At 42.9% G+C, this 22,901-nt stretch carries 22 protein-coding genes and 1 rRNA gene; 13 read left to right on the top strand and 10 right to left on the bottom strand.

From position 1 onward, the window contains the following. From LRL21_RS10955 to dnaA, 9 genes are all read right to left on the bottom strand, one after another. Positions 1 to 130: ribosomal RNA gene (locus tag LRL21_RS10955) — 16S ribosomal RNA — on the bottom strand; the annotation flags it as partial. 314 nt (positions 131 to 444) lie between these two features. Continuing rightward, positions 445 to 1,497, bottom strand: coding sequence for an HD-GYP domain-containing protein (locus tag LRL21_RS10950; protein ID WP_240415801.1), 1,053 nt, complete (start codon positions 1,495 to 1,497; stop codon positions 445 to 447). A gap of 95 nt (positions 1,498 to 1,592) precedes the next feature. After that, a complete protein-coding gene (gene gyrA, locus LRL21_RS10945) occupies positions 1,593 to 4,079 on the bottom strand; it encodes a DNA gyrase subunit A (RefSeq protein ID WP_240415800.1) in 2,487 nt (828 codons plus the stop codon). Between the two features lie 135 nt (positions 4,080 to 4,214). Continuing rightward, positions 4,215 to 6,122 (bottom strand): DNA topoisomerase (ATP-hydrolyzing) subunit B, encoded by a 1,908-nt coding sequence (gene gyrB, locus LRL21_RS10940; protein ID WP_240415799.1) that lies wholly within the window; start codon positions 6,120 to 6,122, stop codon positions 4,215 to 4,217. 28 nt (positions 6,123 to 6,150) lie between these two features. Further along, positions 6,151 to 6,399 carry an extracellular matrix regulator RemB gene (gene remB / locus LRL21_RS10935; protein WP_076237596.1) on the bottom strand — a complete coding sequence of 83 codons (249 nt, stop codon included), beginning with the start codon at positions 6,397 to 6,399 and terminating at the stop codon, positions 6,151 to 6,153. A gap of 44 nt (positions 6,400 to 6,443) precedes the next feature. Next, positions 6,444 to 7,553 (bottom strand): DNA replication/repair protein RecF, encoded by a 1,110-nt coding sequence (gene recF, locus LRL21_RS10930; RefSeq protein WP_240415798.1) that lies wholly within the window; start codon positions 7,551 to 7,553, stop codon positions 6,444 to 6,446. 53 nt (positions 7,554 to 7,606) lie between these two features. Next, on the bottom strand, positions 7,607 to 7,822 hold the full coding sequence (yaaA, locus tag LRL21_RS10925) for a S4 domain-containing protein YaaA (protein ID WP_240415797.1): 216 nt from the start codon (positions 7,820 to 7,822) through the stop codon (positions 7,607 to 7,609). A 21-nt stretch (positions 7,823 to 7,843) separates the two neighbouring features. Next, entirely contained in the window at positions 7,844 to 8,986 is a 1,143-nt protein-coding gene (gene dnaN, locus LRL21_RS10920) for a DNA polymerase III subunit beta (protein WP_240415796.1), read from the bottom strand. A gap of 200 nt (positions 8,987 to 9,186) precedes the next feature. Next, positions 9,187 to 10,551 carry a chromosomal replication initiator protein DnaA gene (gene dnaA, locus LRL21_RS10915; protein WP_240415795.1) on the bottom strand — a complete coding sequence of 455 codons (1,365 nt, stop codon included), beginning with the start codon at positions 10,549 to 10,551 and terminating at the stop codon, positions 9,187 to 9,189. A 506-nt stretch (positions 10,552 to 11,057) separates the two neighbouring features. On the opposite strand from dnaA, the gene rpmH reads away from it, so the two are divergent. The 12 genes from rpmH to LRL21_RS10855 all read left to right on the top strand — a co-directional run bounded on the left by rpmH (position 11,058) and on the right by LRL21_RS10855 (position 21,962). Further along, the gene (rpmH, locus tag LRL21_RS10910) at positions 11,058 to 11,192 is read left to right on the top strand and encodes a 50S ribosomal protein L34 (RefSeq protein ID WP_076237591.1); all 135 of its coding nucleotides are present in this window, start codon (positions 11,058 to 11,060) and stop codon (positions 11,190 to 11,192) included. A gap of 110 nt (positions 11,193 to 11,302) precedes the next feature. Beyond that, complete coding sequence (gene rnpA, locus LRL21_RS10905; protein ID WP_240415794.1) at positions 11,303 to 11,647, top strand: ribonuclease P protein component; 345 nt, start codon at positions 11,303 to 11,305, stop codon at positions 11,645 to 11,647. A 75-nt stretch (positions 11,648 to 11,722) separates the two neighbouring features. Beyond that, a complete protein-coding gene (gene yidC, locus LRL21_RS10900; protein ID WP_240415793.1) occupies positions 11,723 to 12,469 on the top strand; it encodes a membrane protein insertase YidC in 747 nt (248 codons plus the stop codon). After that, positions 12,466 to 13,083: an RNA-binding cell elongation regulator Jag/EloR gene (jag, locus tag LRL21_RS10895; RefSeq protein ID WP_240415792.1), complete on the top strand. Its 618-nt coding sequence runs from the start codon at positions 12,466 to 12,468 to the stop codon at positions 13,081 to 13,083. The genes yidC and jag overlap by 4 nt, the downstream gene beginning before the upstream one ends. 109 nt (positions 13,084 to 13,192) lie before the next feature. Continuing rightward, entirely contained in the window at positions 13,193 to 14,569 is a 1,377-nt protein-coding gene (gene mnmE / locus LRL21_RS10890) for a tRNA uridine-5-carboxymethylaminomethyl(34) synthesis GTPase MnmE (protein ID WP_240415791.1), read from the top strand. A gap of 54 nt (positions 14,570 to 14,623) precedes the next feature. Then, on the top strand, positions 14,624 to 16,510 hold the full coding sequence (gene mnmG, locus LRL21_RS10885) for a tRNA uridine-5-carboxymethylaminomethyl(34) synthesis enzyme MnmG (RefSeq protein ID WP_240415821.1): 1,887 nt from the start codon (positions 14,624 to 14,626) through the stop codon (positions 16,508 to 16,510). Positions 16,511 to 16,516: 6 nt separating this feature from the next. Continuing rightward, positions 16,517 to 17,245 (top strand): 16S rRNA (guanine(527)-N(7))-methyltransferase RsmG, encoded by a 729-nt coding sequence (rsmG, locus tag LRL21_RS10880; RefSeq protein WP_240415790.1) that lies wholly within the window; start codon positions 16,517 to 16,519, stop codon positions 17,243 to 17,245. A gap of 154 nt (positions 17,246 to 17,399) precedes the next feature. Then, positions 17,400 to 18,215, top strand: a complete 816-nt coding sequence (gene noc / locus LRL21_RS10875) for a nucleoid occlusion protein (RefSeq protein ID WP_240415789.1) — start codon at positions 17,400 to 17,402, stop codon at positions 18,213 to 18,215. Positions 18,216 to 18,307: 92 nt separating this feature from the next. After that, entirely contained in the window at positions 18,308 to 19,069 is a 762-nt protein-coding gene (locus LRL21_RS10870) for a ParA family protein (RefSeq protein ID WP_240415788.1), read from the top strand. Next, on the top strand, positions 19,062 to 19,916 hold the full coding sequence (locus LRL21_RS10865) for a ParB/RepB/Spo0J family partition protein (RefSeq protein WP_240415787.1): 855 nt from the start codon (positions 19,062 to 19,064) through the stop codon (positions 19,914 to 19,916). The genes LRL21_RS10870 and LRL21_RS10865 overlap by 8 nt, the downstream gene beginning before the upstream one ends. A gap of 430 nt (positions 19,917 to 20,346) precedes the next feature. Continuing rightward, a complete protein-coding gene (locus LRL21_RS10860) occupies positions 20,347 to 21,438 on the top strand; it encodes an aminotransferase class V-fold PLP-dependent enzyme (RefSeq protein ID WP_420832436.1) in 1,092 nt (363 codons plus the stop codon). Between the two features lie 29 nt (positions 21,439 to 21,467). Continuing rightward, a complete protein-coding gene (locus LRL21_RS10855) occupies positions 21,468 to 21,962 on the top strand; it encodes a DUF4446 family protein (RefSeq protein ID WP_240415785.1) in 495 nt (164 codons plus the stop codon). Here LRL21_RS10855 and yyaC read toward each other — a convergent pair. Then, positions 21,934 to 22,551, bottom strand: a complete 618-nt coding sequence (yyaC, locus tag LRL21_RS10850) for a spore protease YyaC (protein WP_240415784.1) — start codon at positions 22,549 to 22,551, stop codon at positions 21,934 to 21,936. The two genes, LRL21_RS10855 and yyaC, sit on opposite strands and share 29 nt — an antisense overlap. Before the next feature lie 104 nt (positions 22,552 to 22,655). Between yyaC and LRL21_RS10845 the strand changes: the two genes are divergently transcribed. Next, positions 22,656 to 22,892 (top strand): putative Se/S carrier protein, encoded by a 237-nt coding sequence (locus tag LRL21_RS10845; protein WP_240415783.1) that lies wholly within the window; start codon positions 22,656 to 22,658, stop codon positions 22,890 to 22,892. The last annotated feature ends 9 nt before the right edge of the window (positions 22,893 to 22,901 follow it).

The following is a 22,901-nucleotide window of genomic DNA, read 5'->3' as shown; positions in this document are numbered from 1 at the left end:
GCAGGCAGGTTGCCTACGTGTTACTCACCCGTCCGCCGCTAACTGTTCCCGAAGGAACAATCCGCTCGACTTGCATGTATTAGGCACGCCGCCAGCGTTCGTCCTGAGCCAGGATCAAACTCTCCATAAAGGTAGAACTTTGATTTGTACTCATTCCTTGCTGACGAGAATTTGCATTCTCTTGTACTGCTATTTACTCACTCGTTGATTCAGTTTTCAAAGGACAAAACGCGATTCATCAACATTACTGTCGACTCTCACTTTTATTCATTTTTTCAATCGCTGTTTAGTGGCGACTTTTTTAATATAACACATATCACTGCATCATTGCAAGCTTTTTATTAGATTAAAAAAAGTTTCTTATAAAAAATCTTCGTTGCTTGAAGCAGCGAAGATTAATCTACCACATATGTAAGCCAAGCGTCAAGCAAATATCAAAACTATTTACTTTTGAATAACATCTTGTATATAGAGACTGCGCTCCATCGTTAAATTAATTATTTGTCCATTTACATTGACCCAAGGACGAGTAGGGTTGGCACGATCTGAAAACACAATTTCACCAATCCGTTTATCATTTAACTTAACGAGAACCCCATTATGGAATTGCGTTACTTTCTGTATAAAGGTCTGCACTAACGCAGGATCCAATTTACCAAACGATTCTGTAAACAACTGATCCAGCACCAGGTAAGGAGAAGCCGCTTTTTTATGGTATCGATCCGATGTCATCGCATGAAATATATCACTGATGGCAACGATTTTCGAGTATAAGTGGATTTTATCTCCTTTGATTCCAAGTGGATAGCCTGATCCATCCTCACGTTCATGATGCTGAATCGCTGTCAATTTTACACCTTCATTAATGGCAGCGACATTTTTCAATAAATTGTAGCCAATGGTAGTATGCTGCTTCAGCTCTTCAAATTCGACCGGAGTCAGCTTATTCGGTTTATATAGAATACCGGGATCCACTTTTGCATTACCTATATCATGTAAGAGACCACTTATCGCAATAGGCATAAGGTCCTTGGCAGCTAGTCCATGCCATCTGGCCAATGAATAGGAGGTTAAACTGACCATGATGCTATTATGAAACAGAAAATCATTCAATTGAAACGTTTTGGGGCTAAAAGTCAAAATATGATATTGATCAATATGCTGGAGCAGTGCCTCTAGCTGTGTACGAACCTCGAGTATAGGGAAGTTTTGTCCACTCGCTGAATTAAACACCTTTTTCAAAAGCGCCAGCATCTTATCATATTGTTCATAGAAAGGCAGAGTGGTATTGCTCGGCTCTTCCGCCACGTCTTCATTGACCGCATCATTTTCTTTGGACTCTATTGAAATGGAAGGAATTAAAAAAGCTTTCAAGATTTCTATATCCCTCTCGCTTACTATTTTCCCCTTCATAAATAAAACGTTCCCGAGTTTCGTGTGTACGTTATCGCTCATCTTTTCGCCGGTCTTTAACTGGGAAACGGAAATTGTGGCCATGTTATTCCCTCGCTTTATTTTCTATCTTCTCCCTATTCTAAACGAAAAAGAATGGGGCTGTCACCCCATTCTTCAACCTTTTTAGATATATTTATTTATTCTTCAGTCTCTGGGGCCGATGCTGTTTCTTCTCCATCGATTTCATCCTCAGCGGCATCTTCGCTCTTTTCAACTCTAGCGACCGTAGCTACTTCATCTTCATCACGGATATGAATCAATCTTACACCCTGGGTATAACGACCCATGATAGAAATCCCCGCCATACTGGTTCGAATAATCGTACCTAATGCTGTAATAATCATTAGATCTTCATCATCTTTTACAACCTTCAGGCTGACGACAGGTCCATTCTTCGGAGTAACGTTCAAAGTTTTGATACCCTTTCCGCCGCGTGATTGTAGTCTGTAATCCGCAACCGGTGTACGTTTGCCGAACCCTTTGGACGTTACAATCAGCACGGTATCATCTGGATGAACGACATCCATCGCTATAACGGTATCGTCCTCACCGATATTAATGCCTTTGACTCCTGTTGCCGAACGGCCCATGGAACGGACATCCTGCTCTGGGAAGTGAATCGAGACTCCTTGTGCAGTTCCCATAATGATCGTTTGATTGCCTTCTGTCAGTCTGACTCCGATTAGATCGTCATCCTCGCGCAGTGTGATCGCAATCAAACCGCCCTTACGAATATTTCCATATTCGTTCAAGGCCGTCTTTTTGACCAGACCATTCTTAGTGGCAAAAAACAGCTCCTGCTCGGACTCAAAGCCCTCCACCGGAATGACCGCATTAATCGTTTCACCCTGTTCAATCTGTAGCAGATTGATAATAGGCGTTCCACGAGCTGTACGGCTAAGATCAGGGATCTCATAAGCCTTCAAACGGTACACCTTGCCTTTATTCGTAAAGAAGAGCAAGAAGTGATGCGTATTGGTGACAAATAAATGTTCAACAAAGTCTTTGTCCTTCGTATCCATACCAATAACGCCCCGACCGCCGCGCTTCTGGCTGCGATAGGTGGTAACCGGCAATCTTTTGATATAACCGCTATGTGTAATAGTGATAATCACTTCTTCTTGAGGAATCAGATCCTCATCCTCGATGCTTTCCCCACCAATCGTAATTTCCGAACGGCGTTCATCACCAAATTTTTCCTTGATTTCATTAAGCTCGGTACTGATAATCGCTAACACCAATTGCTCGTCTCCAAGGATAGCCTTGTACTCAGCGATTTTCTTCAGCAGCTCCGCATATTCTTCTTCAATCTTGTCGCGTTCCAAACCGGTTAAGCGCTGTAGACGCATATCCAGAATAGCTTGAGCTTGATCATAGCTTAATGAAAATCTTTCGATCAAGCCTTCACGTGCTTCTTCCGCATTTTGTGAAGAACGGATCAGTGTGATCACTTCATCGAGATGATCGAGCGCGATACGCAAGCCTTCGAGGATATGCGCTCTTGCTTCAGCCTTGCGAAGCTCATATTCCGTCCGACGACGAATAACGACCTTTTGATGCTCCAAATAGTGATACAGCATATCCTTCAAGTTCAGAACCTTCGGTTCCCCGTTAACGAGAGCCAGCATAATGATACCGAAATTGGACTGCATCGAGGTTTGCTTGTACAGGTTATTCAAGATTACATTTGGATTCACGTCGCGACGCAGCTCAATAACAATCCGCATTCCGTTACGGTCCGACTCGTCGCGCAGATCGGTGATACCATCGATCTTTTTATCTCTTACCAATTCGGCAATTTTTTCGATCAAATGAGCTTTATTTACCTGATAAGGCAGCTCATGCACCAGAATTTTTGCTTTGTTGTTGTTTTCTTCTATAACGGCTCTGGCTCTCATCGTAACCGATCCGCGGCCTGTATTATAGGCTTGCTTGATACCTTCTCGTCCCAAAATAAATCCTGCAGTAGGAAAATCAGGACCCTTAATAGATTGCATCAATTCCATGGGCGTGACGTCCGGATTTTCAATCAGCTGCTGAATACCGTTGATCACTTCCGTTAAATTGTGGGGAGGAATACTCGTTGCCATCCCAACCGCAATACCAGAGCTGCCGTTTACAAGCAGATTAGGAAAACGTGAAGGGAGAACAGCAGGCTCATGCTCTTCACCATCATAGTTGGGTATAAAGTCAATTGTCTCTTTATTAATATCACGTAAAAGCTCCATCGCAATCTTTGACAGACGTGCTTCCGTATACCGCATCGCCGCTGCCATGTCACCATCGATCGAACCAAAGTTACCATGACCATCGACGAGCATATAACGCAAGGAAAAATCCTGCGCCATCCGTACCATCGTGAAATATACGGAGGAATCGCCATGAGGATGGTATTTACCAATAACTTCGCCGACAATTCTCGCTGATTTCTTATGAGGCTTATCTGCGTACATGCCCAGCTCCGACATCGCAAACAAAATTCGGCGATGAACAGGCTTTAAGCCATCACGGACATCTGGCAGAGCACGACTGACGATTATACTCATTGCGTAGTCCATGAAAGACGTACGCATCTCAGAGCCAATATCTATTTCTTTTATTTGAGAAAACTGTTCTTCCGACATTTTGTCCTCCTAAAAGTTTTGCTAAAGCAAAACTAACTTCGTAAGCATATACTGAACTTTCCCTGCGGGAAAGTTTACTTCGTAAGCGTTGCTGAGTTTTGCTAAAGCAAAACTGACTTCATAAGCATGACCGGCTTAAAAATCTAGATTTTTTACGTATTTAGCGTGTTCCTGGATAAAGTCTCTGCGCGGCTCTACGTTATCGCCCATCAAGGTATCGAAAATCGCATCGGCCTCAATCGCATCCTGAATGCTAACCTGCAGCAGGGTACGATTATCCGGATCCATAGTAGTTTCCCATAGCTGTCCCGGATCCATCTCACCAAGACCTTTATAGCGTTGTATGTTAAGCTTGACACCTTCACCGAATTCCTGCAGTATTTGATCCCTTTGCTTGTCATTATAGGCATACCGGATCGTTTTGTTGCGTTCGATCTTATATAACGGCGGTTGGGCGATATAAATATAACCGACCTCAATCAGCTTACGCATATAACGGAAAAAGAACGTGAGTAACAAGGTTCGGATATGCGCACCATCGACGTCTGCATCCGTCATAATAATGATTTTGTGATAACGGGCTTTGGTGATGTCAAAGTCATCCCCGATGCCTGTCCCTGAGGCTGTAATAATAGCGCGAATTTCCGCATTGGATAAAATTTTATCAAGACGCGATTTTTCCACGTTCAGTATTTTACCGCGCAGTGGCAGTATCGCCTGAAAATGACGGTCACGCCCCTGCTTGGCAGAACCACCGGCAGAATCACCTTCCACGATATATACTTCGCTGATCGAAGCATCCTTGGATGAGCAGTCCGCCAGCTTGCCTGGCAGTGAGCTAACCTCCAAAGCGCTTTTACGACGCGTCAATTCGCGGGCTTTACGGGCTGCTTCTCTCGCACGTGAGGCTTGTATGCCTTTTTCTACGATTTTCTTGGCTGTTGCCGGGTTTTCATTCATGAATTCACTAAGCTTCTCGGAGAACAAGGATTCCACGATACCGCGAACCTCACTGTTGCCAAGCTTGGTTTTGGTTTGTCCCTCAAACTGCGGATCAGGAATTTTCACGGAAATGATCGCAATCAAGCCTTCACGCACATCATCACCAGATAAATTGGCGTCATTTTCTTTAATCGCATTATATTTACGTGCAAAATCATTCATAATACGGGTAAGAGCACTCTTAAACCCGGATTCATGGGTACCGCCTTCATGCGTATTAATATTATTAGCGAATGAATAAATATTTTCGGAGTAACCCTCATTGTATTGAATGGCAATCTCAACCTGAATATTGTCTTTGGAGCCCTCCGTATAAATCGGAGCATGCAGCGGTTCGCGGTTACGATTCAAATACTCAACAAAAGAGACAATTCCACCTTCATATAAAAAGGAATTGGCCACATCTGTCCGCTCATCCGCCAAAGTAATTTCAATGCCTTTATTTAAATACGCCAGCTCACGGATCCGTGATTGCAGCGTGTCATAGTCATATTCCGTAACTTCCGTAAAAATCTCGTCATCAGGCCAAAAAGTAATCTTGGTACCGGTATCCTCAGCGTCTCCAACCACTTTGATATCATACTGAGGCGCACCTTGTTGATATTCCTGCTGGTGGATGTGTCCATCACGCTTAACCTGAACGATTAACTTTTTGGAAAGCGCATTAACAACCGATACACCAACCCCGTGCAGTCCACCGGAAACTTTATAACCTTCCCCACCGAACTTACCGCCTGCGTGCAGTACGGTCAAAACAACCTCAAGCGTAGATTTCTTCAGCTTGGTGTTCTCCCCAACAGGGATACCACGCCCGTTATCTATAACCGTAATGCTGTTATCACGATGAATGATAACATCGATTTTGGAACAATGGCCGGCAAGAGCCTCATCGATACTATTATCTACAACTTCCCAAACCAGATGATGGAGACCTCTTGAGCTGGTAGATCCGATATACATCCCCGGACGCTTACGTACAGCTTCGAGACCTTCAAGCACCTGTATTTGACTTTCATCATATGCATTTTCATTCACAGACACGCTGACACCCTCTTTTCCAAGGTAAAATCTAGTTTGTTAACAATTGGTTTGCCCGTTTCTTGAGGGTCATAGATGAAATCGGAGAGTAGTATACCTTTGATTTGGTTACAACAAGCGACTTGCTGTCTTCCTCTCCAATCACTTCAACCTTTTTCTCTTTGTTGGCGTAGCTTAAAAATTGCTTTGAAATTTTGGATGATTTCTCTATGGATAGGTCGAAAATAGCCACGAGCTCGGATGCACGAATGATTTTTTCTCCGCCTAAATGAATGAACATGGGGGACATCTCCTCAAAACGTGAGACTACTTGCAGGGAATAACTTAAATCAGGCTTCCGTTCCGTACGTGAATCACAGAAGCATTCTCCAGCTTTGAACGATCTATACTTTCAATTCCGGTTGTTGTAATAAAGGTTTGCACCTTGTTTTGAAACGTTTCGATCAGTTGAGTTTGTCGGTATTGGTCAAGCTCGGATAGCACATCATCCAAAAGTAGAATAGGGTATTCGCCTACTTCCTCCTGAATCAGTTCAATTTCCGCAAGCTTCAGAGAAAGCGCCGTGGTTCTCTGTTGGCCCTGCGAACCGAAGGTCTGTACATCCTTGCCGTTGATCGTAAACAACAAATCATCCCGATGCGGGCCTACCATAGTCACACCGCGCCGAAGCTCCTGTTCTTTCACCTGTGATAACTTTATCATAAATTGATCAAATAAAACAGTTTCATCTTCTAGACTGTCGGCGTCAAACGAGCTGGCATACGTAATCTGAATATGCTCCTGACCTGCTGTAATGCCATTATGAATTTTTTCTGCCCACCGTTGAAGCTTCTGTATAAAGCTTTGACGTTTTTTGATAATTTTAATACCGAGCAGGATCAATTGTTCATTCCACACGTCCAATAACACTGCTTTTGTGTCCCGTGTAGTAAAAAGCTGCTTTAAATAATTGTTTCGCTGCTGCAGTACTTTTTGATATTGGGATAAATCGTGTAAATATGTGGGATGGACCTGGCCAATTTCCATATCGAGAAAACGCCGTCGGACGGAAGGGGAGCCCTTAACAATTTCGAGATCTTCAGGTGCAAACATCACGACATTGATAGTGCCGATAAAATGGCTCAGCTTCTTTTGCTCCAAGCCATTTATTTTAGCTTTTTTGCCCTGCGGAGAAATAGTGAGATCCAGCTTGCAGGTTCCGTACTTTTTTTCAACTTGTCCATGCAGCATGGTTTGGCGTGCATCCCAATGAATCAGCTCTTTATCCTGATGGGTACGGTGGGATTTGGTTAGAGCCAGCACGAAAATGGCTTCCAGCAGATTCGTCTTGCCCTGTGCATTAGGGCCAATAATGATATTAACCATATCTTTGGTTTCAAAGTGCACTTCTTCATAGTTGCGGTAATTCCGCAAGGAAAGCTTGTTCAGCTGCAAAACGGTTCCTCCTACAGACTGACTCTGCCAAGCAAAGCCGTTTTACAAGGTTGTTAAGAACGTATGACTTGAAATTCCCCGCAGCCATCGACACGGACCTGATCCAGATGAACCAGCTTCTTCCCCCGGCGATTTTCCAGCTCTCCATTGACATGAATAACCGTTTCCTGCAGAAAAAATTTAGCCTGTCCTCCTGTTGATATGCAATCTGCCAACTTCAAAAATTGGCCTAACGTGATGTAATCCGTGTGAATGGATATAGGATTCATGACAAGCTGTGCTCCTTTAGTTTAATTAGTTGTTCGGTAAGGCAAAATCAATTGCAGAAGAGAGGTCGTTTCTTCCGGCCGGATAATGATTGGCTGCATCGCACCGGTAAATCCGATATGGATCAATTGGCTATCCATGACCTTAAGTGCATCCAGCATATATTTGGAGTTGAACGAAATGCGAAGCAACTCTCCGCTTAAGCTTGAAACTTCCAGCTGTTCGGTTACTTTTCCAAGCTCTGAGGAGCTGGAAGATATTTCGATGGTGTGGTCCTCATGCATGATCAGCTTGACAATGTTCGTCTTTTCTTCTCTGGAAAGCAGATAGGCACGATCTATCGCATCGGCAAGCTGGTGGGCATTAATGACCAGCTCTGTTTTATAGGATTGCGGAATCAGCTTGGAGGTGTCCGGGTAAGTGCCATCCAAAATACGGGTATAAAATAAAATAGAGCTCAGCTTAAATAACACCTGATTTTCAGCAAAGATAATATCGATCAGCGTGTTTTGATCCGGAAGTATTTTGGAAAGTTCATTTAAAGTTTTCCCGGATATGGAAATATTATTAAGATTAAAGTCGGCATCCACTTCAATATTCGTTTCACGAGTCCCCAGGCGATGACGGTCACAGGCGGTAAACTTAAGCTTTCCGTTATCCACAGTCCATAAAACACCGGTAAGAATCGGAGTTGATTCGTTAGTCGATACCGCAAAGGTCGTTTGTTTGATCATCGTTTTTAATAAATCGCTGGGAAGCTGAAATCTTCGATATTCCTCGATACTTGGCAAGGTTGGATATTCTTCTGGATCGAGTCCGACCAATTGAATTTCCGAAGAGCCCGAACGAATGATCGTTTGGAAATTTTCCTTAACCTCTATTTCGACCTTTTGGGCTGGCAGCTTGCGAATAATTTCAACAAAAAATTTGGCTGACAGTACAATACTTCCCTGACGCTCTATTTCAATGATGTTGAGTTCATTTTTTTCTAATGGAATAAAGCTTTGGATGGAGATATCGGTATCACTGGCAGTCAACGTCATTCCGCTCGAATCGAGATCTATTTTTATTCCGCTCAAAATGGGGATGGGAGTTTTGCTCGAAATGGCTTTTGATACGTGTTGAATGGAGTCATTCAAGTATTCTTTAAGGATCGTTAATTTCATTCTGTCACTCCTAGAATTCAAAAATGTAATTACAACGTTATCCCCTTATATTACTCTTTTTTTATTAGTAATAGTAGTAGGGGCTCTGGATATGTGGATATGTGAACAAAAGACACAATACAAAAGCCTATCCACATGTGAATAGTTTGTGCATAGGCCTCAAGTTATACAGACTGAATATTTGGTTGTGAATAGATGATTCAGGCAGTCACATTTTTAACTTTTTCAATCAGGCTGTGGACAATTTTGTAGAGCTCCTGATCAGTCTTCAGCGCTACAGAAATTTTCTCATGCGCATGAATGACAGTCGTATGATCACGGCCGCCGAAGGCTTCCCCGATTTTGGGCAATGAAAAGTCGGTCAGCTCGCGTGACAAATACATTGCGATTTGACGCGGATAGGCGACCATTTTGGTACGTTTGCGCGCTTTAAAATCCTCCATCTTCATCCCATAAAATTCCCCAACCTTTTGCTGGATATCCTGGATCGTGATGACACGAGGTCGGCTGCTTGGCATGATGTCCTTTAAAGCTTCAGCTGCCAGATGTGATGTAATATCCGCATTAATCAATGATGAATAAGCAACAACACGGATTAATGCACCCTCAAGCTCCCGAATGTTCGTATCGATTTGATTGGCTATGTACACCATCGCTTCTATAGGAACCTCAAGATTGTCTGCCTTCGCTTTCTTGCGCAGAATAGCAATCCGGGTTTCCAGGTCGGGCGGCTGAATATCCGTAATTAATCCCCATTCAAAGCGGGATCTTAATCGTTCCTCGAGCGTCGGGATCTCTTTGGGAGGGCGATCACTGGAAATAATGATCTGCTTACGTTCCTCATGAAGGGCATTAAAGGTGTGGAAAAACTCCTCCTGCGTACCTTCTTTACCAGCCAAAAATTGAATATCATCAATCAGCAGCACGTCAATATTGCGATATTTGTTGCGGAAGCTTTCGCCGCGGTTGTCTCGTATCGCATTGATAAATTCGTTTGTAAATTTTTCGGACGAAATATAAAGAACCTTGGCACGCGGGTTATGCTCGAGAACAAAATGTCCGATCGCATGCATCAAATGTGTCTTTCCGAGTCCCACACCCCCGTACAAAAACAAGGGATTATAGGCTTTGGCCGGAGCTTCTGCAACGGCAAGCGAGGCTGCGTGGGCAAATCGATTACCTGAACCTATGACAAACGTATCAAATGTGTATTTGGAATTCATCATATGACTGAAGGTTTCTTCAGGGACAGCTAGCGTAGATTGCGCACTGGTTTGCGCCGAAGAGGGGGGAAGATCAACGTTCTTGTCTTCCTCGGATTCGATAATAAATTTGACGTCTGTAGATTTCCCATTGTAATCGACGATGGTATCCCGGATCAGCTTCGTGTAGCGGTTTTCAAGCCATTCGCGGGCAAAGTTGTTAGGGGCACATATGACAACCTTGGCATCATTAAAAGTTACGGCTCTTGTGGATGTAAACCAGGTCTCGAAACTGGGTTTACTAAGCCGTGTTTGAATAATGGAAAGAACTTGCTGCCATTGCTCGTTAGGATGGCTTTCCACAATCTGTTCACTCCTTTGGAAATTAAGCGATGTGGCGTAAGCCGGTAAAACGTATATATGAAAATTATCGGAATCTGTCGATTATTGTCCACAGTGTGCAAGGTATATCTAATAACTTATACATAAGCCAAATACTTGTGCACAAAGATATCCACAGCATGTTGATAACATTATCATGAAAAAGCGGCTATCCACAGGGAGGGCATAACCATAATATCAAAATTTGTAGGCATTATCAACGTATTGTTTAGAATTATCCACATTGTCTATAGCTTGTGTGTAAGTTTTATCAACAGCACTATATATTGTTAGTACCCTGTGATTAAATCGACAGAAGGTGTGAAAATGTTTACTTTTTATACACAGGTCGTAATTTTCGACGAAAAAGTTGTTCACCCGCCTGCAAAATGCGCGGTTTTATTTAGATTGACTTTTCTAGCGATTATGTGGTTTAATATTAAGAGGTATTTTTGGGAATGCTTTTTCCTCAAGGAGGTGCAGGATAGATGGGTCCTACGTTTAAACCGAATACTAGAAAACGCAAGAAGGTACACGGCTTTCGCAAAAGAATGAGTTCCGTGAACGGTCGTAAAGTATTATCTGCTCGTCGTTTAAAGGGTAGAAAAGTTCTAAGCGCGTAATACAAGAGGCCACTCATCAGGTGGTCTTTTTTGTTGTTCAGATAACTGCATGTATAATAGGATGAATGAAAGCAAAGGCGCCACGATCCGGAAGTAATGGAGAGCTGAATGTGGATAGAGAACATCGTCTAACGAAGAGAGAATATTTTGACAAGGTATATCGCGGAGGAAAGTCGGTGGCTAACCACCAGTTTGTGCTCTATTCCTATACCCGTGCTCGGCAGCCATCCTTTCGCCTGGGAATCTCGGTCAGCAAAAAGCTGGGTAATGCGGTTGTGCGTAATCGGATTCGCCGAATGATCAAGGAAATTGTCAGGCTGAATGCCTCCAAAATCGTTGGGGGCTATGACTTCATATTGATCGCACGCAAACCTGTAGTCGGGATGAAATATAAGGAAATGGAAAAATGTATTTTGCATGTGTTAATGCGCGGCTCTTTACTAATAAGAAAGTAGAAAGCTGCATTTCTTTTTTGGGGTGAGATATGCTATAGTTTATTATTGGAAAAGAACATTTAGGAGGATTTCATTTTGACCCGTCGATTAGCTAAATATTGGCCGCTTTTTTTCGTCTTTTTACTGCTTGCTGGATGTTCGCCGGCAACAACTAAAATCGACCCTACCAATAGTTTTTGGGACAAGTATTTCGTAGGTCCTTTGGCTGATGTTTTGGATTGGTTTGCGGCAGCACTATGGGGACAATACGGATTGTCCATTTTGGTAGTTACCATTATAATTCGCTTGATAATATTACCGCTTACACTGAAGCAGTATAAGAGCTCCAAACGAATGCAGGATTTACAGCCTGAGCTCAAAAAGTTGAAAGAGAAATACAAGGACGATGCCAAAAAGCAGCAGGAAGAAACGATGAAGCTGTTTCAAAGCAATGGTGTTAATCCATTAGCCGGTTGTTTTCCGCTAATTGTGCAGATGCCGATCCTGATTGCTTTATATAACGCGATTATGCGAAACCACTCGATTGCAGAGCATTCCTTCCTCTGGCTTCAATTGGGAACCAAGGATCCTTACTATATTCTTCCGTTACTCGCTGCGGTCACTACCTTCTTCCAACAGAAGATGATGTCATCGCAAATGACTCCACAAATGCAAAATCTGATGTTCATTTTCCCGGTTTTGATTTTCGTTATGGCAATGAATTTTGCTGCTGCCCTTCCATTGTATTGGGTATTCAGTAATACGTTTACAATTGTACAATCCTACTTTATTTATAAAAAACCGAAAGAACCTCAAAATAATAAGGGTGGCCTGACAAAATGAAAAAATTGTTGGTTACGGGTAAATCGATTGAGGAGGCCGTGCAAAATGGCCTTCGTCAATGGAATACCACGGAGGATCGGGTAAAAATTGTTGTGCTTGAACAACCCTCTAGAGGGTTGTTTGGCCTAATAGGGACCAGGGATGCGAAAGTTGAGCTGGAGCTTATTCCTGATGCTGTTGAAGAAACCATTTATTTTTTACAGGATGTCTTTCGTACCATGAAGCTTGAAGTCAGAATTGAAAAGAAGCTGGATAACGATAATTTGGAGCTTCATCTATATGGGGCTGATCTGGGGATACTGATTGGCAGAAGAGGACAAACCTTGGATGCTCTGCAATATTTAATGAATATTGTAGCCAATCGATATTCAAGCACACATATGCGAATTGTACTGGATGCGGAAAATTTTCGGGAGCGCCGAAAAAAAACGTTAGAGGAATTAGCCGATCGATTGGCTGAGAGAGTCATTCGAACCAAAAAAGAGGTTATTCTCGAACCGATGTCGCCACATGAGCGGAAGGTGATTCATGCGCAGCTGCAGGATCATGCTAAGGTCCGGACGTTCAGTAGAGGTGAAGAACCGAATCGAAGAGTCGTAATCGTATCCAGATAAGGTGAACTGCTGCAATGATGTCATCGTTATGACTCATTGCTTTTTTTTAATAGATTTTCTTTAAGTTCAAATGACTAAGGATAAGAAATAAGAAGTTGAGGTGTAAATTATGATCCAGGATACGATTGCTGCTATTTCCACTCCAATGGGAGAGGGAGGTATTGCCGTTATACGCATAAGCGGCGATGAGGCGGTTGCGGCGGCGGATCGCATTTTTTTTGGCAAAAGCGAATTAGGTGCAGTGCCTTCACATACGGTTCATTATGGTTTTATTAAGCATCCGCTAACACTGGAACGAGTGGATGAGGTGCTGGTCACCGTCATGAAAGCTCCCAAATCATTCACCATGGAAGATGTGGTGGAGATTAGCTGCCACGGCGGATTTATTTCGGTAAAAAAAGTGCTCGATCTGCTGTTAGAGCAGCAGGTTCGATTGGCGGAGCCGGGCGAATTTACGAAGCGCGCCTACTTGAATGGACGTATTGATCTGTCTCAGGCTGAGGCGGTCATAGATTTAATACGAGCCAAATCGGATCGTGCCCATCGTATTGCCTTGAAGCAGGCAGAGGGCAGTCTCTCTACGAATATCAAACTGCTGCGACATAATCTGGTGGAATTGATGGCTCATATCGAGGTCAATATCGATTATCCCGAGCATGATGTGGAAGAGATGACGAATGCGTTTATAACCAACAGTTGTACGCAGGCCCTTGGCAGGATCGAGCAATTGCTGAATACGGCGAATCAGGGTAAAATTTTGCGTGAAGGTATTGTTACGGCGATTATCGGGAAGCCCAATGTCGGCAAATCCTCGCTCATGAATACACTGGCCCAGGAAAATAGAGCTATCGTCACTGAAATTCCAGGTACAACGCGTGATGTTATCGAAGAGTTCGTTACGGTTAATGGTATTCCATTGAAGCTGCTGGATACAGCCGGCATTCGGGAAACCTCGGATATCGTTGAGCGAATTGGTGTGGAGAAATCGAAAGGCGCTCTTGCCGATGCGGATCTGATTTTGCTCGTGTTCAACGGTTCGGAAAAGCTGGAGTCTGATGAGCTGAGCTTGATCGAACAACTGAAGGATAAGCAAACGATCGTAATCGTAAATAAGCTTGATTTGCCGCAGCAGATCGAGAATGATATATTGGTTAACCATTTTCCAGCTGAGCGTATTGTCTCGATGTCGCTTCTGGAGCAGCAGGGGATTGTTGATTTGGAAAAAGCTATAGCTGGCCTATTTTTCAGTGGACAGGTAGAATTAAATGATCAGACTTATGTGAGTAATGTGCGTCATATCGCTTTGTTGAAAAAAGCGAAGCTCGCGATAGATGACGCTTATGAGGCTGCGGGCTACGGGGTTCCGATAGATTTGATTCAAATTGATATTCGCAATGCTTGGGAATACCTGGGTGAAATCATTGGTGATTCTGTTGGTGAGTCGTTGATCGATCAAATTTTTTCGCAATTTTGTCTCGGCAAATAAAGTTATGCTTTCAAGGTTGGCTAATTTTGTAGAACGATTTAAGGAGGTTTCATGATGAGTTACATTGCAGGAAATTATGATGTCATTGTTGTTGGCGCCGGTCATGCCGGTTGTGAATCAGCTTTGGCCGCAGCAAGAATGGGCTGTGAAACATTGATGATTACGATCAACCTGGATATGGTTGCGTTTATGCCATGCAATCCTTCCATAGGTGGGCCGGCTAAAGGTCACGTTGTGCGTGAGATTGATGCGCTCGGTGGAGAAATGGGACGTAATATCGATAGAACCTATATACAAATGCGGATGCTGAACACAGGAAAAGGTCCGGCTGTACATGCGCTGCGTGCGCAAGCAGACAAATTTTTGTACCAGCACACGATGAAGCAAACGATGGAAAATGAACCAAAACTGACGCTTCGTCAAGGGCTGGTTGAAGAATTAATCGTTGAGGATGGTGTCTGTAAAGGTGTCATTACCAAGACAGGTGCACAATATTTGGCGAAAGCAGTAGTAGTGACAACCGGAACGTATTTGCGCGGCAAAATTATTATGGGTGAATTGATGTATGAGAGTGGACCGAACAATCAGCAGCCTGCTGTCAAGCTGTCCCATTCCTTGCGGGAGCATGGACTTGAGCTTGTTCGTTTTAAAACCGGGACACCTCCGCGTGTACACAAGGACTCGATTGATTTTGATCAAACCGTTATTCAACCAGGGGATGAAAAGGTTAAGTTTTTCAGTTTTGATTCCACAGAAGAAATACCTGATCAATTGCCATGCTGGCTTACGTATACAACGGAGCAAACCCACCAAATTATTACAGATAATTTACATCGGGCTCCTATGTTCTCTGGCGCAATTGAAGGAACTGGCCCCCGTTATTGTCCTTCTATTGAGGATAAGATTGTTCGATTTAATGATAAGCCGAAGCATCAAATTTTTCTTGAGCCGGAAGGGCGCAATACTTCAGAGTATTATGTTCAAGGCTTGTCCACGAGTATGCCTGAGGATGTTCAGTTAGAAATTCTTCGTTCGATACCTGGTCTGGAAAAGGTTGAAATGATGCGTACAGGCTATGCGATTGAATATGATGCTGTTGTTCCAACACAGCTGAAACCATCGTTGGAAACAAAGGCCGTTGCCGGTTTATTTACAGCTGGGCAAATCAATGGTACGTCCGGTTATGAGGAAGCGGCAGGTCAAGGTGTGATGGCCGGGATCAATGCAGCTCGCAAGGTACAAGGCGAAGAAGCTATTGTTCTGGATCGCTCAGAAGGCTATATCGGCGTATTGATCGATGACTTGGTGACGAAGGGGACTAATGAGCCTTATCGACTGTTGACTTCGCGTGCTGAATATCGTTTGCTGCTCAGACATGATAATGCAGACCAAAGACTAACGCCGATTGGCTATAAAATTGGATTAATTCCCGAGGCGCGTCATCAGCGTTTCCTTGAAAAAGTACGTCTTATTGAGGAAGAAGTAGAACGTTTAAAATCGGTTAAAGTGAAGCCGGCAGACATCCAGGAGCTTTTGATCTCAATAGGCAGTGCGGAAGTGAATAACGCGATTGATTTGCTTTCCTTGCTGCGGCGTCCAGAGGTAGCTTATGCGCATATTCACCAGATGTCTCCAGCACCTGTTGAGCTATCCGATGAAGTTACAGAGCAGGTCGAAATACAAATTAAATATGCAGGTTATATTGATAAGCAATTAATTCAAGTGGAGCGACTTCGCAAGATGGAGAAAAAGAAAATCCCTGACGATATTAATTATGAAGAAGTATACGGAATTGCAACAGAGGCCAAGCAAAAGCTGATGAAAATCCGCCCGCTTTCTATCGGTCAAGCATCCCGGATGTCCGGTGTGACGCCAGCCGATATTTCCGTATTACTTGTTTACCTGGAACACTATAATCGAGTATTGGCGGCTAGAGGATAGATGACAATGGATCTGATACAAACCCGTTTCCAAGAGCAATTGGCTATGAAAAATATCGAATTAAGCGAGCGCCAGCTGTCTCAATTTGAAATATATTTTCATGAGCTTGTTACTTGGAATGAAAAAATGAATTTGACTGGTATAACTGATAGAGAAGAAGTATACGTAAAACATTTTTACGACTCTCTGTCAGTTTCTTTTTTTGTTACGATGCGTGATGTGATGCAAATGGCCGATATTGGCTCTGGGGCAGGGTTTCCAAGCATTCCTCTGAAAATCATGTTTCCACATATGAAAGTGACAATCGTTGATTCTTTAAATAAACGCATTCAATTTTTAAATCATTTGACTGCTGAATTGGGGTTGAGTGATGTAAGCTGTGTTCATGGCAGGGCAGAGGATATTGCGCGGCTGGCGGAACATCGGGATCGGTATGATCTTGTAACAGCTAGAGCAGTCGCAAAGCTGGCTGGGTTGAACGAGCTTTGTTTGCCTTTTGCCAAAGTTAATGGCACTTTTGTAGCGATGAAAGGAAGCGATTTTCAACAGGAATTGGATGATTCTTCCTATAGCCTGAATGAGCTTCGCGGCAAATATATTTACACCCGAAGCTTGGAATTACCTGATGCCGAGCATTCATCCAGAAATCTTTTATTCATACGGAAATTTGCGCCTACTCCGAAATTATACCCGCGTAAGGCAGGTACACCATTGAAAACACCTTTGATCAAATAATGTTCCACGTAGAACATATGATTAACAATATAATATTCATATAGTTGGCTTCTGACTGGCAGGAAAAAGGATATGTCTAGAGAATAATTAAATAGTAAGGCAACGCAGATGTCTGGGTAAACTTTGATGCAAATAAAGATCGGATGGTAATTGAATGAAGGAACAACTTTCGAAATTGTTTGGATTTACGGAAAAATCATCGTCAGATGAAATTAGAAATATTTCCATCCAAGATATTGTCCCAAGTCCATATCAGCCCAGAACTATTTTTGATGATGAGCGGATTGAAGAGTTGTGTCAAACCATTAAAACCCTCGGAGTTATACAGCCGATCATTGTTCGTATTCGGAATAATGTATATGAGTTGATTGCTGGAGAGCGTAGATGGAGGGCAGTTACGAAGCTCGGACTGGACACAATTCCTGCTATTGTTCGGGATTTCAATGATTCACAAGCTGCTTCGATTGCATTAATTGAAAATTTGCAGCGTGAAGGACTTACTGCTATTGAAGAGGCTAGTGCCTACCAGCAGCTTATCGACCTGCATCATTTGACGCAAGAAAGTCTTGCTCAACGGATTGGGAAAAGTCAGTCCACAATAGCTAACAAAATTCGTCTGTTAAATCTAAGTGAGCCTGTTAAGCAGGCTTTGATGGAACGCAAAATCACGGAGAGGCATGCGCGTGCTTTATTATCTTTAAGCCAGGAAGAGATGCAGCAAAAAGTTTTGGATGAGATTATTACCAAGGAGTTAAATGTTAAACAAACAGAAGCGAGAATACAGCTTTTAAAAGAAGTAGTTGCAGTCAAAAAAACAAAACGTGTATCGTTCTCCAAGGATGTACGGTTGGCTTTAAATACGATTAGGCAATCCGTGGATATGGTCACGTCTTCAGGTCTGCAAATTAATACCTCGGAGCAAGATTATGAGGATCATTACGAAATAGTTATCAAAATTCCTAAAAAATAATTGTTTGTTCCGAACTTCTTTGTTATGCAGCTTACGTTAAGGGGCAGATTTCGCGTGTATGTTTTTCATTTAGATACTGAGGTGAACAGATTTTGGCTAAGATTATTGCAATTACAAATCAAAAGGGTGGGGTTGGTAAAACGACTACATCGGTAAATTTGGGTGCTTCACTGGCAGCATTAGGCAAGCGAGTACTGCTCGTTGATATTGATCCTCAAGGAAACACGACAAGTGGTATCGGTGTTAATAAAGCCGATGTTGTTTACTGTATCTATGATATGATTATCAACGATATTCACCCCAAAGATGTTATGGTCGATACGAACATACCAAATTTGAAAATCATTCCGGCTACGATTCAATTGGCAGGTGCTGAAATTGAATTAGTTCCCACGATTTCCCGTGAAGTGAGATTGAAAAAGTCTTTGCAGCTGGTTAAGCACTTGTTTGATTATATATTGATCGATTGCCCGCCTTCACTTGGCATTCTCACTGTTAATTCCTTGACTGCTGCTGATTCGGTTATTATTCCCATCCAGTGCGAGTATTATGCGTTAGAGGGCCTCAGTCAACTGTTGAATACGGTTCGTTTGGTACAAAAACATTTAAATACAACGCTGCAAATTGAAGGCGTACTATTGACGATGTTTGACGCCAGAACGAATTTGGGTATGCAGGTGATTGAAGAGGTTAAAAAGTATTTTCAACAAAAAGTATATAAAACCATTATTCCACGTAATGTCAGGCTGAGCGAGGCGCCGAGCCACGGACAGTCGATAATAACCTATGATCCTCGTTCTAAAGGTGCTGAAGTGTATATGGAACTTGCGAAGGAAGTGATCAGTTTTGAGTAAACGTCTTGGAAAAGGATTAGATGCACTTCTTCCTGCGCTTAGTATTAATGATGATGATAAGGTAATGGAAATTCCGTTATCACAGCTCAGACCGAGTCCTTATCAGCCTCGTAGAAATTTTAATGACGAATCGATTAATGAACTGGCTGCTTCTATTAAGGAGCATGGTATTATTCAACCGATTATTGTAAGAAGTGTTATGAAAGGCTATGAGATTATTGCTGGTGAGCGTCGATTTAGAGCCTCTCAAGTATGCGGATTGGCTACCATTTCTGCAGTCATAAAGAAGTTTACAGATCAACAGGTAATGGAAATTGCTCTGATTGAAAACCTGCAAAGGGAAGATTTGAATGCTTTGGAGATTGCCATCGCCTATCAGGCTTTAATTGACCAATTTTCTTTGACTCAAGAAGAGCTATCCGTTAAGGTTGGAAAAAGCAGATCGCATATTGCGAATTTTTTGAGACTGCTTCAATTGCCGGATGAGGTAAAACAGTATGTTTCACGTGGAACACTATCGATGGGTCATGCCAAAGCAATTATTGGCTTGAAGGATGCGAAGCTAATTCGTGCTTTAGCTGAAAAATCAATTAAAGAACAGTGGAGCGTTCGTGAGCTGGAAGAAGAAGTGAAACGGCTTGAGGATAAACCGGAAACGGCTAAAGCCAAATCCAAGTCGAAAAAAAGTGATCCTTATATCAATGAATTGGAAGAAAATTTAAGAGAATTATATAGTACAACGGTAAAAATTAAGCATAACAATAATAAAGGCAAGATCGAATTGCTGTATTACTCCAAGGATGATTTGAACAGGCTGTTAGAGATCCTGCAAGGTAAAATCTCTTAATTGTTCCAGATGTCAAGTTCAAATTGTTGAGGTTTAGTGCCATGAAGTGAAAATACTGCGGAAGTTGCTTCTAAGCTTTTATGGATTAGGGACGGAGTAACAAGCTTAATGAAGAAAAACAGCGTCGTATGCGTAGTGTATTAGGTGTGCCATGTAAGAGCGTCGCAATACGAGCCGGGTGCATGTGTCGATGGCCAAGTAAGCTTCCTGTGTGACTTCGTGATCAAAAGGGGACTTTTTGAACAACCTTTAGAAATGGTTCAGTATGAAATCAATCATGATAACATAGGTAGCATACCTGTTTATTGCCATCTCGCTAGGGCAGTAATAGGTATGCTACTTTTTGTGAAGGAGAGTGTTTCGGTTGAACGTTGCTTATTTCGATCATGCCGCTTCATCCTGGCCTAAGCCGCCAGAAGTATTGCTGGCGATGCAGGAATGTATGCTGCATGCTGCAGCCAATCCCGGCAGAGGCAGTCATCAAATGGCTGTAAAAGCAAGCCGGATTTTGTTTGAAACTCGTAAACAGCTGGCTAAACTATTTAAAATCAAAAATCCAAATGATATTTCGTTCGCTTTAAATACCACGATGGCACTGAATCAGGCTATCCTTGGCTTCCTAAAAGAGGGAGATCATGTGATATGTACATCGGTAGAGCATAACTCGGTTCGCAGACCTCTTGAATATGTGAAAAAAACGCGTGGTGTGCAGGTTACTTATGTGCAAACTAATTCAAAAGGTGAGCTTAGCCTTGATAAAGTCAAAGAAGCCGTTACGAATCGTACTACGCTTATGGTATGCAGTCACAGCTCGAATTTACTTGGCAGTATACTACCTGTAGCAGAATTAGGTGAGCTTTGTAGAGAGAATGGGATTAAATTGTTAGTGGACGCGGCGCAGTCGGCTGGAACCCTTGATATCGATGTTGGGAAAATGGGTATTCACATGTTGGCCTTTCCCGGACATAAGAGCTTGTTGGGACCACAAGGGACTGGCGGATTATACATAGAACCGGAGATGGAGCTGGAGCCGCTGCTATTTGGTGGTACAGGCAGTCAGTCAGAAATGATTGAGCAGCCGAACGTACGTCCGGATCGATATGAATCAGGTACTCAGAATACAGTCGGTATTGCGGGGTTAGGCGAAGGTGTGAAGTTCGTGCTGAAAGAAACAGTAGCACAAATACATGGAAAAGAATGGGCCCAAACGCAGCAGCTCATGGCATCACTAATGGAGATTGAAGGGGTACAGCTATTAGGACCGGATCTTGGGCAAAATAAAACCGGTATCGTTTCTTTTACTATTCATCAAACGGATTCCTCGGAAGTTGCTTTTATTCTCGATCAAACCTTTAATATTGCTGTTCGTGCCGGTTATCACTGCACACCGCTTGCTCACGAAGCTGCAGGAACTCTTGAACGGGGTGCGGTTCGGGCAAGTGTCGGTTATTTTACAACGGGTGAAGAAGTGGATCGACTTGTCGCAGCCGTCAAGGAAATTGCCAAGCATATGAAATCATAAAGCTAGACAGACTTGCAGGGGGAATTAATATGGAAAATCTGGTACAATTATTAGACGCGAGACTGCTTTTATTGGCATGCTCCGTCCTTATTCTTGTATTTTTGATTGTGGTTATTATATTATGGAGCAAGTTAAACAAGCTTCGTAAAATGTATCTGAGTATGCTGAATGGCAGTGGAACGCTGAACGTCGAGGAGACCCTAATAGAAATTCAACAAAACAATGCGGTGTTAAAGCAGGAGACAGACAATGTACAGCAGCAAATGGATGCTATTATCGGACAAATGAAAAAAATGAAATCGAATTTGGGCGTCTACCGCTTCAATGCTTTCGCAGAGAGCGGCAGCGACCAGAGCTTTTCTATTGCATTAGTGGATGATGAGAAGGACGGTGTGGTCATATCAGGTATTCACAACCGCGATGAAACCTATGTATTTGCTAAGCCGCTGGAGCGTGGGACGTCCAAATACATGCTTTCATCGGAGGAAAAGGAAGCTATCCTTCGATCTGGGCAAAAGAAGTAGCTGTGAACCGATTGAGGCTGCTGAGCGCGACCTGAAACGATTGTGCAATAACCTCGGCCATATTGACGACCAGGCTAAGTCTTGTATTTTGCAGTACAAAGTATTCCATAAAGCCGCCGACATTCACAATGCCTGTTATGTGCATATTGCCGACTGGCGGAAGATCCTTATTAACGCCTGCACCGGGCTTGACAGGGCCGTTGCCGATTTGGATGCAGCCTACACTTGCCAGCTGTCCTAAACAAGCATCAATGGCTATAATAAAGGGGTTGTGGTGGAGCTGCTGTATGGAATCGAGCGTATCCTTTAAATTTACAGCATGTACGGGTTGATCAAGTGTTCCATAGAGGTGGACGCCGTGCAAGCTTTGTTTTTCCAGATAGGAGCCAACCAGAGGTCCCAACGAGTCGCCTGTAGAACGGTCCGTACCTACGCAAATGATAAGGATGGGCTGATGGCTGGGGATTTGTCCCAATATCGAATAAAGTTTCTCTGCCAAGGTGTCAATTGTGTTAAGGTCTGAATGTAATACCTTAATATTTTCAATGATTTGAGGGCTTGCAACCTCTCTACGAAAAGGCAATGTCATCTTATAACCTCCGTATCTTTTATGAAAGAATGATATTTTTATTAGTATACGGATAGTGATGGTAATTTATACGTAACTCCATAAATAATGGGGGAGGAATCCACATGCTGCTGATGGCATTTGACTCCACACAGCAGGCGCTGCGTGCCGAAATGCTGCTAGAATATGCTGACATTGAAAACGATATGTGTCCGACTCCCAAACAGATTACGGCAGGCTGTGCATTGTCATTGGAGTTCCCTGAGGACGAACTGGAACAAGTGAAGCAAATTGTGAGAGACGAAAATGTAGAGATCCGTGGTATTTATATGAAAAAAGAAGACTATTATGTTGAGGTATAAGGTGGTTTG

Origin of the sequence: Paenibacillus periandrae (assembly GCF_022458865.1) — a bacterium.
Taxonomy (GTDB): Bacteria; Bacillota; Bacilli; order Paenibacillales; family NBRC-103111; genus Paenibacillus_S; species Paenibacillus_S periandrae.
This window is presented reverse-complemented; position numbering and strand designations above follow the sequence as displayed.